The organism is Acidocella aromatica, assembly GCF_014201825.1.
GTDB classification, from domain to species: Bacteria; Pseudomonadota; Alphaproteobacteria; order Acetobacterales; family Acetobacteraceae; genus Acidocella; species Acidocella aromatica.
The window spans coordinates 302,908-316,474 of the sequence record NZ_JACHFJ010000002.1 but is presented as its reverse complement, the minus strand read 5'-3'; the positions used below and the strand labels follow the sequence as shown (position 1 = coordinate 316,474).

Genomic DNA, 13,567 nt, shown 5'->3' with positions numbered 1-13,567 from the left:
CATGGCGACTGTGCTGGCCGAAAAGGCGAAAGAACTGGGACTAAAATACTTCCTGATTTCCTACACGGACCTTTTCGGCAGCCAGCGCGCCAAGCTGGTTCCGGCCTCCGCCATCGCGGGGATGCAGAAAAACGGTGCGGGCTTCGCGGGGTTTGCGACTTGGCTCGATCTCTCCCCGGCGGACCCGGACATGTTCGCCATCCCCGACCCCGAAACCCTGACGGTGCTGCCGTGGAAGAAGGATGTGGGCTGGCTCGCCTCCGACATCTGGATGGCGGGCAAGCCCGTCGCCCAGGGCCCGCGCGTCGTCCTCAAGAACGTAATGGCCCAGGCCGCCGAGCTTGGCCTGCAAATGAAGAGCGGCGTGGAATGCGAGTTCTTCCTCACCAACGCCGACGGCACCGCCATCGCCGATGAGCTGGATACCGGCTCCAAGCCTTGTTACGACGCCGGGGCGCTGATGCGCCGCTACGATGTCATCACCGAGCTTTGCGACGCGATGCTCGACCTCGGCTGGAACCCGTACCAGAACGACCACGAGGACGCGAACGGCCAGTTCGAGATGAACTGGCACTACGACGACGCGCTGCTGACCGCCGACCGCCATGTGTTCTTCAAGTTCATGGCCAAGTCCATCGCCGAGAAGCACGGCCTGCGCGCCACCTTCATGCCCAAGCCCTTCCTGGGGCTCACTGGCTCGGGTTGCCACTCGCATGTGTCGCTGTGGAATGGCGAGACAAACCTGTTCGAGGACGAGGCCGGGGAACTCGGCGTCTCCCAGCTCGGCTATCACTTCATCGGCGGCACCATCAAGCATGCCGACGCCCTGGCCGCCGTGCTGAACCCCACCGTGAACAGTTACAAGCGTATCAACGCGCCGCGCACCACCTCGGGCGCCACCTGGGCCCCGAACACCGTGACCTATTCGGGCAATAACCGCACCCACATGGTGCGCATCCCCGAGCCGGGCCGCTTCGAGATGCGCCTCGCCGACGGCGCGGTGAACCCGTATCTACTGCAAGCGGGCATTCTCGCCGCCGGTCTGGACGGCATCAAGAACAAGATCGATCCCGGCAAGCGCCTGGACATCAACATGTATACCGAAGGCCACAAGGTGACCGACGCCAAGCGCCTGCCGCTGAACCTGCTGGACGCCCTGCGCGCCTTCGAGGCCAACGACACGCTGAAGGCCTCGCTCGGCGAAAGCTTCGTGAAATCCTACGCCAAGCTGAAGCACGGCGAGTGGAACGAATACGCTGCCCATCTCACCGACTGGGAGCGCAAAGCCACTCTGGATTGCTAAATCACACACGAGATGCGACGTGAGCCGCCATGCTCACGCCGCTCTCTCTCAACACATCGCAATTACCGCTCCTGCGCGATCTCAATAACGAGCACGCGCGGGAGCTTTCTTTTGCCGATGAAGCGCGCTTCGCCCATCTCGTGGACAACGCCTTCTTCGCCGCGCATATCGGCGCGGAGGCGTTCATTATCGCCTTTGACCAAGACGCCGATTACGACTCTGAGAATTTCCTTTGGTTCCGCCAGCGCTTTTCGCGCTTCGTCTATGTGGACCGCGTGGTGACGGCAGGAGCCGCGCGGGGCAGGGGGCACGCCGCAGCGCTTTACAACGCCCTCTTCGCCGCCGCCCGCGCGGCAGGGCATGAGCGCATCACCTGCGAAATCAACGCCGATCCGCCCAATCCGGGCTCGGAGGCGTTCCACGCCAAATTCTGGTTTACGGAAATCGGCGGCGCCGTGCTGCCCAACGGCAAAACGGTGCGCTACTACGAGCGCAGGCTATAAAAAAACCCCCTGGCGGAACCAGGGGGTTTTTCTTTTGTCTCAGGCCGAGAGCAGGTTGGCTTCGGCGTATTCGTAGTTGGCCAGCTTGTCCAGGAAGTTGGTGATATAGTCCGGACGGCGATTGCGGAAGTCCACGTAGTAGGCGTGCTCCCACACGTCATAGGTCATCAGCACCTTGCCTTCGCCGGTCACCAGCGGGGTGGAGGCGTTGGGGGACTTCGTCACCTTCAGCTTGCCCTCGGGGGAGAGCACGAGCCAAGCCCAGCCGGAGCCGAACTGCGTGGTGCCGGCGGTCTTGAAGGCGTCCTTGAAGGCCTCCACGGAGCCGAAATCCTCGACGATCTTGGCTTCCAGCTTGCCGGGGATCTTGCCGCCGGTGGGCGAGAGGCTCAGCCAGAACTGGCTATGGTTCAGGTGCTGGCCAGCGTTGTTGAACACCGGGGTCAGCTCTGCATTGTTGTGGGAGAGCTTCACCAGCTCCTCCAGGGACTTGCCCTGCAGCGCCGCATTCTTCTCGACGAGGCCGTTCAGCGCCGTCACATAGGCGTTGTGGTGCTTGCCGTGGTGCAGCTCCAGGGTCTCCTGGCACATGCCGGCATTTGCCAGCGCGTTAACGGAGTAGGGGAGGGAAGGCAGTTCAAACGCCATTTGGCACTCTCCAGTATGTTTTGTGTCGTGGTGCGGATTAGCTATGGAGAGTTTATGCCCCCGTCAAGCGACTCCCCCCTCGTGCGGCTGCGCCGCGCCGACCCCGACCGTTTCTTCTGCACGCTCTTCGCCCCCGCCGACCAGCGGGAGGCCCTGGCCTTGCTGTATCTCTTCAACCACGAGCTGGCGCGCGCGCAAGAGGTCGCCTCCGAGACGCTGTTGGCCATGATCCGCCTGCAATGGTGGCGTGAGGTGGTGGAGGGCGAGGAGCGCAAGCACGAGCTGGCCACCCCGCTCTCCGCCGCATTGAAGGCGGGCGTGTTCGCGCGGGGGGATCTGCTGGCGCTCATCGAGGCGCGCGAGGCCGGGCTGGACCTGCCGGATTCGGAAGCCTTTTATGCCTATGCCCGCGGCACGGGGGGCAGGTTGGCGCGCATCGCGGGCAAGCTCCTGGGCGCCGACTCCCAGGCGGTTGAGGACCTTGGTACCGCCTACGCCATCTCCGGTCTGCTGCGTGCCACCCAGCGCCGCCCGGAGGATGGCACGCCCGACGAAACGCTGGCCGCCCAGGCAAAAATCCTGCTCACCGCCAAGCCGCCGCGTATTGCGCTTGCCGCCGCTCTGCCAGCCGTCTTCGCCCGGCGCGACCTTGCGCGCCCCACTTCCAGCCCGCGTGGTCTGGCTGACCGTCTGGCGGTGCTGATGGCTGCGCTTACGGGCCGGGTGTAAAACTGCCGCCGGTCAGCTCCTCGGCCAGCCGCCACAACCGCGCCCCGGTCTGCGCATCCAGCGCCTTGGGCTTGGCCCTGGCCAGCCCTGGAGGACCTCGGAATTCACCGACCCCCAGCGGCCCGTAATAGGCGCCGGGTTGGGCGGTTGGGTCAGTCGCCGCGAGCAGCGTCGGCCAGGCTCCAGCATGGCCCGGCTGCACCACAAAGGCCTTGCCGATATTCATCAGTACGGCGAGCATACTCTTATTGCCCGGCCCGTTGGCCACAATCTCGGTGGCCGCGATGCCCGGATGCGCCGCGACCGAGAGCAGCCCCCAGCCTCCGGTATCCGAGCGCCTTTGCAGTTCCTGGGCAAAGATCAGCATGGCCAATTTGGATTGCCGGTACGCATTCCAGGCGTGGTAGCGCCGCTGGTACTGCAAATCCTCGAAATCGATCCGCCCCTGCCGGTGGGCGACCGAGGCGATCTGCACCACGCGTGGCGCCGGGGCATCCAACAGCGTTGGCAGCAGCAGGCGGTTGAGCAGAAAATGTCCGAGAAAATTCACGCCGAATTGCAGCTCGAACCCCTGCGCCGTGACCTGCCGCTGATGCGGCGCCATCACTCCGGCATTGTTCACCAGGATATCAAGCGCGCCATGCGTTTCCTTGAATGCCCCGGCGAAGTCCTCCACCGAGGTGAAATCGGAGAGGTCCAGGCGCAGGAATTTCGCCCGCCCCGGTGCTTCTTCATTCACCAGCGCCGCCGCCGCCTCGCCCTTCTTGGCGCTGCGGCAGGCCAGCACCACATCGGCCCCGGCGCGCGCCAGCTCCAGCGCGGTGTAATAGCCGATGCCGCTATTGGCCCCGGTGACGATAACCGTCTTGCCCGTGAGGCTGGGCAGTTTCGCACCGGGCCAGAGCGACATGTCAGCCCTCCAGCAGCTTGGCCGCGTGCACGGCGAAATAGCTCAGCACGCCTGAGCATCCGGCGCGCTTGAAGGCGAGCAGGCTCTCCAGCACGGCCTTGTCGTGGTCGAGCCAGCCATTGCGCACGGCGGCCATGATCATCGAGTACTCGCCCGAGACCTGATAGGCGAAGACCGGCATCTCGAAGCGGTCCTTCACCCGGCGGATGATGTCCAGATACGGCATGCCCGGCTTCACCATCACCATGTCCGCGCCCTCGGCGATGTCCATGGCCACCTCGCGCAGCGCCTCGTCGGAATTGGCCGGGTTCATCTGGTAGGTTTTCTTGTCGCCCTTCAACGCGCCGGAGGAGCCGATGGCATCGCGGAACGGGCCGTAGAAGGCCGAGGCATATTTTGCCGCGTAGCTCATGATGCGGGTGTTGATGAGCCCGGCCTCGTCCAGCGCCATGCGGATCTCGCCGATGCGTCCGTCCATCATGTCGGAGGGCGCGATGATGTCGATCCCCGCCTCGGCCTGGTTCACGGCCTGCTGCACGAGGACTTCCACGCTTTCATCGTTGGCGACGTAACCATCCACCAGGAGGCCGTCATGCCCGTGATCGGTATAGGGGTCGAGCGCGACATCGCCGAGCAGGGCCATTTGCGGGAATTCGCGCTTGAGCAGCCGCGCGGCTTTGCACATCAGATTTTCCGGGTTCAGCGCCTCGGTGCCTTGCGCGTTCTTCTTCTCGGCAGGCGTGGCGGGGAACAGCGCCAGGGCAGGGATGCCGAGCTTGGCCGCCTCCTCCACATGCTTGGCCAAACCATCCAGCCCGCTGCGGAACACACCCGGCATGGCCGAGATTTCAGTCGGCTCGCCGCCTCCCTCGCGGATGAAGATCGGCCAGATCAGATCATCGACTGACAAACGGTTCTCGGCCACCAGGCGGCGTGTGGCGTCATCGAAGCGGTTGCGGCGCAGGCGGGTGAGGGGGAAGCTTTGCATTGTCATGGCGCTATTCTACCCCGGTTCCGCAGGCAGTGCGAGGCAGTTGACAGCCCAAACCATGCGGCGCTAGCTGCGTTTTGAATTGAGAATAATTGTCAGTTGCGGCTGAGGTGCGGGAATGTGCCGGACATTGATCCAGATCAATGATCGGTCCGAAGCAGCCACTGAAAACTATTCGCAGACTTAAAAAGTGAGAACGAATTGCAGTCTCAGGATCAGGGGGCGGACTCCAAAATGTCAAGCGTAATCAAGCCGCAGGCTGCCCCGCGTTGCGGGCTGCCCGGCTGGGCCATGCTCATGGCCGTATTCGGCCCCGGCATCGTCGTTATGCTGGCCGATACCGATGTTGGCTCCATCATCACCGCCGGGCAGAGCGGCGTGCAGTGGGGCTACAAGCTGTTGCTGCCGCAGTTCCTCCTCATGCCGGTGCTCTATGTGGTGCAGGAGCTCACCGTCCGGCTTGGCATCTTCACCGGCAAGGGGCATGGCGAGCTGATCCGCGAGGCCTTTGGCCCCGGCTGGGCCTGGTTCTCGGCTTCGGGACTGGCGGTGGCCACCATCGGCGCGCTGCTCACCGAATTCTCTGGCGTGGCCGGCGTGGGCGATCTTTTTGGTATCCCGCATTATGTCTCTCTGCCGCTGGCGGCGGCGGCGCTGCTTGGGATCGTCGTTACCGGCTCATACCGGCGCGTCGAGCGCGTCGCCATTGCGGTGGGGCTGTTCGAGCTGGCGTTTTTCTTCGTCGCCTGGGCGGCGCATCCAGATCTCGGACTGATGGCCACCGAGTCGCTGCACCCTCCGGTGTTCAACGCGAGCTACGAATATCTCGTCGCGGCCAATATCGGCGCGGTGATCATGCCGTGGATGGTCTTCTACCAGCAATCCGCCGTGGCCGATAAACGCCTCCAGGCCGAGCATTTCCACGCAGCGCGCTGGGATACGGGCATCGGCGCCGTCGTCACCCAGTTGGTGATGGCCGCGGTGCTCATCGCCGCCGCCGCTTCCATCCGTCCACATGCGCCACAGGCCAGCCTTTCCACGGTCGGGCAGATGAGCCTCGCCATGACGCCCTATCTCGGCGCCGAATTCGGCAAGGTGGTGTTCGCCTTCGGCGTGTTGGGGGCGGGGCTTGTCGCGGCCATTGTCGCCTCGCTGGCTTTGGCCTGGGGCTTGGGAGAGGTTGCTGGCTACCGCCGTTCGCTCGAATATCACCCGCTCAAGGCTAAATGGTTCTACGGCGTGTACGCGGTCTGCGTCATTGGCGGGGCGCTGGTGGTGGGGCTGGTCCCCAATCTGATCAGCCTGAACGTGGGCGTGCAGGTGATGAACGCGCTGCTGCTGCCGGTGGTGCTGGGCTTCCTCGTGCGCCTTGCCATGGTCACACTGCCCGAGGCCCAGCGCCTCAAAGGCTGGTACATGTGGGTTGTCTTCGGGGTGTGTGCCATCACCTGCGCCTTTGGTGTTCTGGGCGGCATCGGCGGACTGTTTCTCGGCTAGTTCCCTTTGCCCGTCCCTGCGTGATAAGGGGTCGGCATGACTCGTTCTTTGATCCTGGCCCTGGGGGCCGACCATGGTGGCGTGAACCTGAAGAAGCGGCTGGCCGTTGTGCTGGCCGAGGCTGGTCATCAGTTGCTGGATTTCGGCACCGATGGCTCGGAAAGCGTCGATTATCCCGATTTCGCCCACGCCGTTTGCGGTGCCGTGGCGGAGAAGCGCGCCGATTTCGGCATCCTGGTCTGCGGCACCGGCATCGGCATGAGCATCGCCGCCAACCGCAACCCCGCGATCCGCTGCGCCCTGGTGCATGACGTCACCACCGCGCGCCTGACACGCCAGCATAACGACGCCAACGTGCTTGCCCTCGGCGCCCGCATCACCGGTGAGGAAGTGGCGCTCGACATTCTCCACACCTTCCTGACGACCAAATTCGAGGGCGGCCGCCATGAACGCCGTCTCGCCAAAATTAACCAGACCACGGAAAACACGCCATGACGCAGACCCTCTCGCGCTTTTTCTCCGCCCCGCTCACCGAGACCGACCCCGAGATCGCCGCGATCATCGGCCGTGAACTGGGCCGTGAGCAGGACGGCATCGAGTTGATCGCCTCCGAGAACATCGTCTCCGCCGCCGTGCTGGCCGCGCAGGGCTCGGTGTTCACCAACAAATACGCCGAAGGTTACCCCGGCAAGCGCTATTACGGTGGCTGTGGCCCCTCGGATGAGGTGGAGACCCTGGCCATCGAGCGCGCCAAGAAGATCTTCAGCGCTGGCTTTGCCAATGTGCAGGCCAATTCCGGCTCCCAGGCCAACCAGTCGGTGTTCCTCGCCCTCATCCAGCCGGGCGACACCATTCTGGGCATGTCCCTGGCCGCTGGCGGGCATCTCACCCATGGCGCCGCGCCCAACATGTCCGGCAAGTGGTTCAACGCGGTGCAGTACGGCGTGCGCCGAGAGGACGGCCTGCTCGACTACGAGGAGCTGGAGCGCTTGGCCCGCGAGCACAAGCCCAAGCTGATCATCGCCGGCGGCTCCGCCTATCCCCGTTTTATCGACTTCGCACGCTTCCGCGCCATCGCGGATGAAGTGGGCGCGTATTTCATGGTCGACATGGCGCATTTCGCCGGTCTCGTCGCCGCGGGCATTTTCCCCAACCCGCTGCCGCACGCGCATGTCGTCACCACCACCACGCATAAGACCCTGCGCGGCCCGCGTGGCGGCATGGTGCTGACGAACCACGAGGACATCGCCAAGAAGATCAACTCCGCGATCTTCCCCGGCCTGCAGGGCGGCCCGCTGATGCATGTCATCGCCGGCAAGGCCGTGGCCTTTGGCGAGGCGCTGACCCCGGAATTCGTGGCCTACCAGAAGCAGGTCGTGGCCAACGCCAAGACCCTGGCCGCCACGCTGGTGGAGCAGGGGCTCGCCATCGTTACCGGCGGTACGGATAGCCACCTGATGCTGGTCGATCTGCGCCCCAAGAACACCACCGGCAAGGCGGCTGAAGCCTCGCTGGAGCGCGCGCACATCACCGCCAACAAGAACGCCATCCCGTTCGACCCGGCCAAGCCTGCCATCACCTCCGGCATCCGCCTCGGCACCCCGGCCGCCACCACGCGTGGCTTCGCCGAGGCCGAGTTCAAGGAGATCGGCCTGATGATCGGTGAGGTGCTGGACGGTCTGGCCAAGTCCAACGACGGCACCAACGAGGCCGCCGAGGCCGCCGTTGGCGAACGGGTGAAGGCGCTCTGCGCGCGCTTCCCCATCTACCGGTAAATCCGGCATGCGCTGCCCGTTCTGCGGTGAATCCGACACGCAGGTAAAAGACAGCCGGCCCACGGATGACGGCAGCGCCATCCGCCGCCGCCGGTTCTGCTCGGCCTGCGGTCAACGCTTCACCACCGTGGAACGGGTGCAGCTGCGCGAGTTGGTGGTTCTCAAGGCCGATGGCCGCCGTGCGGCCTTCGACCGTGACAAGCTGGCCCGCTCCATCCGCGTGGCGCTGAACAAGCGTCCGGTGGATGAGGAGCGGCAGGAACGCATCGTCAATGGGATCGTCCGCAAGCTGGAGGCGAGCGGCGATAGCGAGATCAAGAGTGAACAGATCGGCGAGGCGGTGATGGATGCGCTCAAGGCCGTCGATGCCGTGGCCTATGTCCGCTTCGCCTCCGTGTATCGCGATTTCCGCGAAGCCCGTGATTTCGAGGAATTCCTGGGTGGAATGGATGGCGCTCCCCTGGCCACGGAGAAGCATGGCGATGACTGACGCGGTGCATATGCATGCCGCCCTGTCCCTGGCGCGGCGCGGCCTGGGGCAGACGGCCCCCAACCCCTCCGTCGGCTGCGTCATCGTCAAGGATGGCAGGGTCGTCGGGCGAGGTACCACCGCCCCGGGCGGGCGGCCGCATGCCGAGGTTGTGGCGCTCAACGCGGCGGGCGAGGCGGCACGCGGCGCAACCGCTTACGTCACGCTGGAGCCGTGCAGCTTTGCCGGAAAGTCAGGTGCTTGCACTGAGGCGTTAATCTCGGCTGGTATCAAGCGCGTGGTCGTTGGCGCCACCGACCCGCATCCCAAGGTGAATGGCGCGGGAATCGCCCGGCTGCGCGCGGCGGGAATCGAGGTGACCGAGGGCGTGCTGCGCGCGGAATGCGAGGCGGTGACGGAAGGTTTCGCCATGGTGCAGCGCCTGGGGCGGCCGCTCGTCCGCCTGAAGCTCGCGACCACGCTGGATGGCCGGATCGCCACCGCCAAGGGCGAATCTCAATGGATCACCGGCCCCGAGGCGCGCCGCGCGGTCCATGCCATGCGCGGGCGGCATGATGCGGTGCTGGCTGGCGTCGGCACCGTGCTGGCCGATGACCCGGAACTGACATGCCGGCTCGACGGTTTCCGCGCCGCGCCACTAGTGCGCATCGTGGTGGACAGCCATCTGCGCACGCCGCTGCTCTCCAAGCTGGTCCGCGGTGCCGCCCAGCACCCGCTCTGGATTTTGCACCGGGACGGCGCGGACAAGCTCCGTGCCAAGGCGCTGGAAAGTGTCGGGGTCAAGCTGATCCAGCTGCCGCCCAGCACCATCGGGGTGGATCTCGTGGCGGGCATGCAGGCATTGGCCAAGCATGGCCTCACCCGTGTGATGGTCGAGGGCGGCGCGTCGATTGCCTCCAGCATGCTCCGCGCCCGGCTGGTGGACCGTCTTTCCTGGTTCCACGCCCCCGCCGTGATGGGCGGCGATGGCTGGCCTGGCGCCCAGGCCTTCGGCATCACCAAGCTCGAGGACATGCCCCGTTTCCGTGCGGTTTCGCGCCAGCAATGGGGGCAGGACGTGCTTACCAATTTCAGGAAGGTCGTCTAAATGTTCACCGGATTGATTACCGGCGTCGGTACCGTGCGCGAAGTGCAGCCGCTGGGCGGGGGCAAGGATGCCCGCTTCGTCATCGCCACGCCGGACAACGCCGCCTGGAAGGGCGCTGACAAGGCGCTCGGCGCCTCCATCGCCTGCTCGGGCGTGTGCCTCACCGTCGTCGAGGCTGGCGAGGACTGGTTCGCCGTCGAGGTCTCGGCGGAAACCCTCTCCAAAACCACGCTGAGCGCCTGGAAGCCGGGCGCGAAGATCAACCTCGAAGGCTCGCTGCGTCTGGGCGACGAGATCGGCGGCCATCTGGTCTCCGGCCATGTCGATGGCCTCGCCGAAATCGTCTCCGCCACGCCGGAGAACGGCTCCACGCGCTGGGTGTTCCGCCTGCCGCCGGAGCTGGCCCCCTATGTCGCGCCCAAGGGCAGTATCGCCATCAATGGCGTGTCTCTCACGGTCAACGAGGTTGAAGGCCTGACCTTCGGCATCAATATCATTCCCCACACTGCCGCCCATACCAATTTCCACACCTTGCAGGTAGGAGATGCGGTGAATGTGGAAATCGACATGCTGGCGCGCTATGTCGCCCGCCAGCTCAGTTTCAAGGACGCGTAATGCAAGGCCTCAAGACATCCACTCTGCACGACTACATCTCCCCGGCTTCCGAGATCATCGAGGAAGCGCGGGCGGGGCGCATCTTCATCCTGGTGGATGACGAGGACCGCGAGAACGAGGGCGACCTCGTCATCCCCGCGCAGTTCGCCACCCCGGATGCGATCAATTTTATGATCAAGCACGCGCGTGGGCTGGTCTGCCTGGCCATGACCAAATCTCGCTGCGAGGTGCTGGGTCTGCCGCTGATGACCCAGGCCAACGGCACCCGCCATGAGACGGCCTTCACCGTTTCCATCGAGGCGAAGGAGGGGGTCACTACCGGCATTTCGGCGGCTGACCGCGCCCGCACCATAGCGGTGGCGATCAACCCGGAGATGGGCCGTAACGACATCGTCTCCCCAGGCCATATCTTCCCGCTGATGGCGCGCGAGGGCGGCACGCTGATTCGCGCCGGGCACACAGAAGCCTCGGTGGACATCGCCCGTTTGGCAGGGCTGATCCCGGCCGGCGTGATCTGCGAGATCATAAACGACGATGGCACCATGTCCCGCCTGCCGGACCTCGTGGCCTTCGCCCAGCGCCATAACCTCAAGCTCGGCACCATCGCTGACCTCATCGCCTACCGCCGCACCAATGAGCGGCTGGTTAAGCGCGTGGAGCAGGGCAACATCACCGCGGCGGACGGGCAGAGCTGGAAGATGATTGCCTTCGAAAGCAAGGTGGACGGCATCGAGCATCTGGCGCTGGTGAAAGGCGACATCTCTGGCGATGAGCCGGTTCTGGTGCGCATGCATGGCATGGACCTGATCGCCGACGTGCTGGGGACCGGTCATCTCAACACCCTGCACGGTGCCATGGCGCAGATCGCCGAGGCCGGGCGTGGCGTGGTGGTGATCGTGCGCGAGCAGCGCAAGGCGGCGATGTCGGCTGGCATCCGCGCCCTGATGGAGGGGACGCCGCCCGCCTCCGGCCTGCGCGATTACGGCATCGGTGCGCAGATCCTGCTCGACCTCGGGGTGAAGAACATGATCCTACTCTCCAACCACAAGCGCCACATCGTGGGGCTGGAGGGCTATGGCCTAAACGTGGTCGAGCAGCGCCAGATCGGGGGTGAGGCATGAGCACCGCCGACGCGCCCGACGCCATCGCCCCCGCCGTGCCCGGCCCCGCGCCCAGCATCCTGGTCATCAGCGCGCCCTATTACCGCCAGGTGGTGGACGGCATGTTGCAAGCCGCCAAAGCCATCTTTGCGCAGGCTTCGGCCACGGTGCAGGTCATCGAGGTCGGCGGTGCCTATGAGCTGGCACAGGCTTTGGCCATTGCCGCCGCTTCGGGCCAGAAGTTCGACGGCTACGTGCTGCTGGGCTGCGTGGTGCGTGGCGAGACCGACCATTACGAATTCATCTGCGCCTCTTCCATGGATGCGATCCTACGCGTCGCCACCAGCCACGCGCTTTGCGTAGGCACGGCGCTGCTCACAGTGGACACGCTGGAACAGGCCTTGGCCCGCAGCCATGAGACCGGTTCCAACAAGGGTGCCGAGGCTGCCGTCGCCTGCCTCAAACAAATTGTCCTGAAGAGGGAGTTGGCGGCATGAGTGCGCGTCCCCGTACCCTGGCGCGTGTTGCCGCCGTGCAGGCGCTCTATCAGGCTGAACATGCCAGCCAGAGCGGCGAGACCGTGATCGACCAGTTCGTCCGCCACCGGATCGGCGACCCGCCGGGCAGCGGCGGGGTGGAGGAGGGACGTCTGCCCGCCGCTGACGTGCCGCTCTTCGCGCGCATCGTCCGCACAGCCACGGAACAGCAGGACACGGTGGATGGCATGATCGTGGGCGCTTTGCCGGAAAGCTGGCCGATGAACCGGCTGGACCCGGTGCTGCGCGCGGCCCTGCGCGCTGGCGGGGCAGAGCTGTGGCTGAGCGACGGTCCGCCTGCCAAGGTGGTCATCAACGAGTATATGGACGTCGCCCACGGCTTCTTCTCCGGCGACGAGCCGCGCATGCTCAATGGCGTGCTGGACCGTCTGGCGCATCTGCTGCGCCCGGCGGAATTCCCCCAGGCGAGCTGATGCCCGACGAGTTCTCCCGTATCGCGCGGTATTTTGCGCCATTGGCGGGAGAAGCTGGGCTGGGGCTGAAGGATGACGCCGCCGTGCTTGCCCCGCCGCAGGGGCGGGAGCTAGTGCTCACCGTGGACCAGATGCTGGAGGGGGTGCATTTCCTCCCCGGCGACGATCCCGCGCTCATCGCTCGCAAACTGCTGCGCCGCAACCTCTCCGACCTTGCCGCCATGGGGGCGGTGCCGCTGGGCTATTTGCTGACAACGGCGCTGCCCGCGGTACTTTCCGAGGATTGGCTGGCCGGATTCGCGGCCGGGCTGGCGCAGGACCAGAAGGCGTTTGGCCTGAAATTGCTGGGCGGGGATTCGTCCTCCTCACTGCATGAAATCTCACTTACCGCCACGCTGCTGGGTACGGTGGCGCCAGGAGCTGCGCTGCGCCGCAATGGGGCCAGGGCAGGGGACGAGATCTGGGTGACGGGCACTATCGGCGATGCGGTGCTGGGCTTGCAGGCGCGGCTTGGCCAGCGCGAGGACCCCACAGGCTTTTTCATACGCCGTTCCCTGCTGCCGGAGCCGCGCGTCGGGTTGGCTCTGGCGGGGCTGGTGACGGCGGCTATCGATGTGTCGGACGGGCTGGTGCAGGACTTGGCCCATATTGCCGAAGAATCGGGGCTTGGGGCGGTTATCGAGGCCTCTCTGGTTCCGGTCTCGCCCGAGGCTGCGGCGTTGGGCGATTCGGTGTTGCAAGCGCGCCTGACTGGCGGGGATGATTACGAGTTGATCTTGGCCGTGCCGCCCGGCAAGGACGAGGCGCTGCGGGCCGCCTGTGGTGCCGTAGCGGTGACGAAGATCGGCGTATTCGAGCCTGGCGCCGGTGTGCGGGTATGTGCTGTGTTGGGGGATGAAATCCCGCTCAAGTCACTGGGCTGGAAGCATTTTTAGCTGCTTAACCAGAA

Annotated in this window: 16 protein-coding genes; 13 read left to right on the top strand and 3 right to left on the bottom strand. The window is 65.3% G+C overall.

Translation table 11 applies throughout. The features are described 5' to 3' along the window. The first annotated feature begins 1 nt into the window (after position 1). Together glnT and HNP71_RS04085 are read left to right on the top strand one after the other, a co-directional pair. Positions 2-1,303, top strand: coding sequence for a type III glutamate--ammonia ligase (gene glnT / locus HNP71_RS04090; protein ID WP_183265590.1), 1,302 nt, complete (start codon positions 2-4; stop codon positions 1,301-1,303). A 29-nt stretch (positions 1,304-1,332) separates the two neighbouring features. Next, positions 1,333-1,806, top strand: a complete 474-nt coding sequence (locus HNP71_RS04085; RefSeq protein ID WP_183265589.1) for a GNAT family N-acetyltransferase — start codon at positions 1,333-1,335, stop codon at positions 1,804-1,806. Positions 1,807-1,845: 39 nt separating this feature from the next. Here the strand turns inward: HNP71_RS04085 and HNP71_RS04080 are convergent, their stop codons facing one another. After that, a complete protein-coding gene (locus HNP71_RS04080) occupies positions 1,846-2,454 on the bottom strand; it encodes a superoxide dismutase (protein ID WP_183265588.1) in 609 nt (202 codons plus the stop codon). 54 nt (positions 2,455-2,508) lie between these two features. On the opposite strand from HNP71_RS04080, the gene HNP71_RS04075 reads away from it, so the two are divergent. Further along, positions 2,509-3,183 (top strand): squalene/phytoene synthase family protein, encoded by a 675-nt coding sequence (locus HNP71_RS04075; protein WP_183265587.1) that lies wholly within the window; start codon positions 2,509-2,511, stop codon positions 3,181-3,183. Here HNP71_RS04075 and HNP71_RS04070 read toward each other — a convergent pair. Both HNP71_RS04070 and hemB read right to left on the bottom strand, forming a co-directional pair. Beyond that, complete coding sequence (locus tag HNP71_RS04070; RefSeq protein ID WP_183265586.1) at positions 3,167-4,093, bottom strand: oxidoreductase; 927 nt, start codon at positions 4,091-4,093, stop codon at positions 3,167-3,169. The genes HNP71_RS04075 and HNP71_RS04070 overlap by 17 nt on opposite strands. Position 4,094: 1 nt before the next feature. Further along, positions 4,095-5,087, bottom strand: coding sequence for a porphobilinogen synthase (gene hemB, locus HNP71_RS04065; RefSeq protein WP_183265585.1), 993 nt, complete (start codon positions 5,085-5,087; stop codon positions 4,095-4,097). A 231-nt stretch (positions 5,088-5,318) separates the two neighbouring features. On the opposite strand from hemB, the gene HNP71_RS04060 reads away from it, so the two are divergent. Genes HNP71_RS04060 through thiL form a run of 10 tightly spaced genes read left to right on the top strand, consistent with a single transcriptional unit; the run spans position 5,319 to position 13,553 of the window. Then, positions 5,319-6,581 (top strand): NRAMP family divalent metal transporter, encoded by a 1,263-nt coding sequence (locus HNP71_RS04060; protein WP_183265584.1) that lies wholly within the window; start codon positions 5,319-5,321, stop codon positions 6,579-6,581. A gap of 36 nt (positions 6,582-6,617) precedes the next feature. After that, positions 6,618-7,076: a ribose 5-phosphate isomerase B gene (gene rpiB / locus HNP71_RS04055; protein ID WP_183265583.1), complete on the top strand. Its 459-nt coding sequence runs from the start codon at positions 6,618-6,620 to the stop codon at positions 7,074-7,076. Continuing rightward, positions 7,073-8,356, top strand: a complete 1,284-nt coding sequence (glyA, locus tag HNP71_RS04050) for a serine hydroxymethyltransferase (protein ID WP_183265582.1) — start codon at positions 7,073-7,075, stop codon at positions 8,354-8,356. The genes rpiB and glyA overlap by 4 nt, the downstream gene beginning before the upstream one ends. Positions 8,357-8,363: 7 nt before the next feature. Next, the gene (gene nrdR / locus HNP71_RS04045; RefSeq protein ID WP_183265581.1) at positions 8,364-8,846 is read left to right on the top strand and encodes a transcriptional regulator NrdR; all 483 of its coding nucleotides are present in this window, start codon (positions 8,364-8,366) and stop codon (positions 8,844-8,846) included. After that, positions 8,833-9,933 carry a bifunctional diaminohydroxyphosphoribosylaminopyrimidine deaminase/5-amino-6-(5-phosphoribosylamino)uracil reductase RibD gene (ribD, locus tag HNP71_RS04040; protein WP_343062201.1) on the top strand — a complete coding sequence of 367 codons (1,101 nt, stop codon included), beginning with the start codon at positions 8,833-8,835 and terminating at the stop codon, positions 9,931-9,933. Before nrdR ends, ribD begins: the two co-directional genes overlap by 14 nt. Beyond that, entirely contained in the window at positions 9,934-10,548 is a 615-nt protein-coding gene (locus HNP71_RS04035) for a riboflavin synthase (RefSeq protein ID WP_183265580.1), read from the top strand. Further along, complete coding sequence (gene ribB, locus HNP71_RS04030) at positions 10,548-11,669, top strand: 3,4-dihydroxy-2-butanone-4-phosphate synthase (RefSeq protein ID WP_183265579.1); 1,122 nt, start codon at positions 10,548-10,550, stop codon at positions 11,667-11,669. Before HNP71_RS04035 ends, ribB begins: the two co-directional genes overlap by 1 nt. Then, entirely contained in the window at positions 11,666-12,145 is a 480-nt protein-coding gene (gene ribH, locus HNP71_RS04025) for a 6,7-dimethyl-8-ribityllumazine synthase (RefSeq protein WP_183265578.1), read from the top strand. Before ribB ends, ribH begins: the two co-directional genes overlap by 4 nt. Continuing rightward, complete coding sequence (gene nusB, locus HNP71_RS04020; RefSeq protein ID WP_183265577.1) at positions 12,142-12,618, top strand: transcription antitermination factor NusB; 477 nt, start codon at positions 12,142-12,144, stop codon at positions 12,616-12,618. The genes ribH and nusB overlap by 4 nt, the downstream gene beginning before the upstream one ends. Next, positions 12,618-13,553, top strand: coding sequence for a thiamine-phosphate kinase (thiL, locus tag HNP71_RS04015; RefSeq protein WP_183265576.1), 936 nt, complete (start codon positions 12,618-12,620; stop codon positions 13,551-13,553). The genes nusB and thiL overlap by 1 nt, the downstream gene beginning before the upstream one ends. The last annotated feature ends 14 nt before the right edge of the window (positions 13,554-13,567 follow it).

What these genes read in the sequence shown, in the direction of transcription:
- glnT (WP_183265590.1), top strand. Translation starts at nt 2, where the DNA reads ATGGCGACTGTGCTGGCCGAAAAGGCGAAAGAACTGGGACTAAAATAC.
- HNP71_RS04085 (WP_183265589.1), top strand. Translation starts at nt 1,333, where the DNA reads ATGCTCACGCCGCTCTCTCTCAACACATCGCAATTACCGCTCCTGCGC.
- HNP71_RS04080 (WP_183265588.1), bottom strand. Translation starts at nt 2,454, where the DNA reads ATGGCGTTTGAACTGCCTTCCCTCCCCTACTCCGTTAACGCGCTGGCA.
- HNP71_RS04075 (WP_183265587.1), top strand. Translation starts at nt 2,509, where the DNA reads ATGCCCCCGTCAAGCGACTCCCCCCTCGTGCGGCTGCGCCGCGCCGAC.
- HNP71_RS04070 (WP_183265586.1), bottom strand. Translation starts at nt 4,093, where the DNA reads ATGTCGCTCTGGCCCGGTGCGAAACTGCCCAGCCTCACGGGCAAGACG.
- hemB (WP_183265585.1), bottom strand. Translation starts at nt 5,087, where the DNA reads ATGACAATGCAAAGCTTCCCCCTCACCCGCCTGCGCCGCAACCGCTTC.
- HNP71_RS04060 (WP_183265584.1), top strand. Translation starts at nt 5,319, where the DNA reads ATGTCAAGCGTAATCAAGCCGCAGGCTGCCCCGCGTTGCGGGCTGCCC.
- rpiB (WP_183265583.1), top strand. Translation starts at nt 6,618, where the DNA reads ATGACTCGTTCTTTGATCCTGGCCCTGGGGGCCGACCATGGTGGCGTG.
- glyA (WP_183265582.1), top strand. Translation starts at nt 7,073, where the DNA reads ATGACGCAGACCCTCTCGCGCTTTTTCTCCGCCCCGCTCACCGAGACC.
- nrdR (WP_183265581.1), top strand. Translation starts at nt 8,364, where the DNA reads ATGCGCTGCCCGTTCTGCGGTGAATCCGACACGCAGGTAAAAGACAGC.
- ribD (WP_343062201.1), top strand. Translation starts at nt 8,833, where the DNA reads ATGGCGATGACTGACGCGGTGCATATGCATGCCGCCCTGTCCCTGGCG.
- HNP71_RS04035 (WP_183265580.1), top strand. Translation starts at nt 9,934, where the DNA reads ATGTTCACCGGATTGATTACCGGCGTCGGTACCGTGCGCGAAGTGCAG.
- ribB (WP_183265579.1), top strand. Translation starts at nt 10,548, where the DNA reads ATGCAAGGCCTCAAGACATCCACTCTGCACGACTACATCTCCCCGGCT.
- ribH (WP_183265578.1), top strand. Translation starts at nt 11,666, where the DNA reads ATGAGCACCGCCGACGCGCCCGACGCCATCGCCCCCGCCGTGCCCGGC.
- nusB (WP_183265577.1), top strand. Translation starts at nt 12,142, where the DNA reads ATGAGTGCGCGTCCCCGTACCCTGGCGCGTGTTGCCGCCGTGCAGGCG.
- thiL (WP_183265576.1), top strand. Translation starts at nt 12,618, where the DNA reads ATGCCCGACGAGTTCTCCCGTATCGCGCGGTATTTTGCGCCATTGGCG.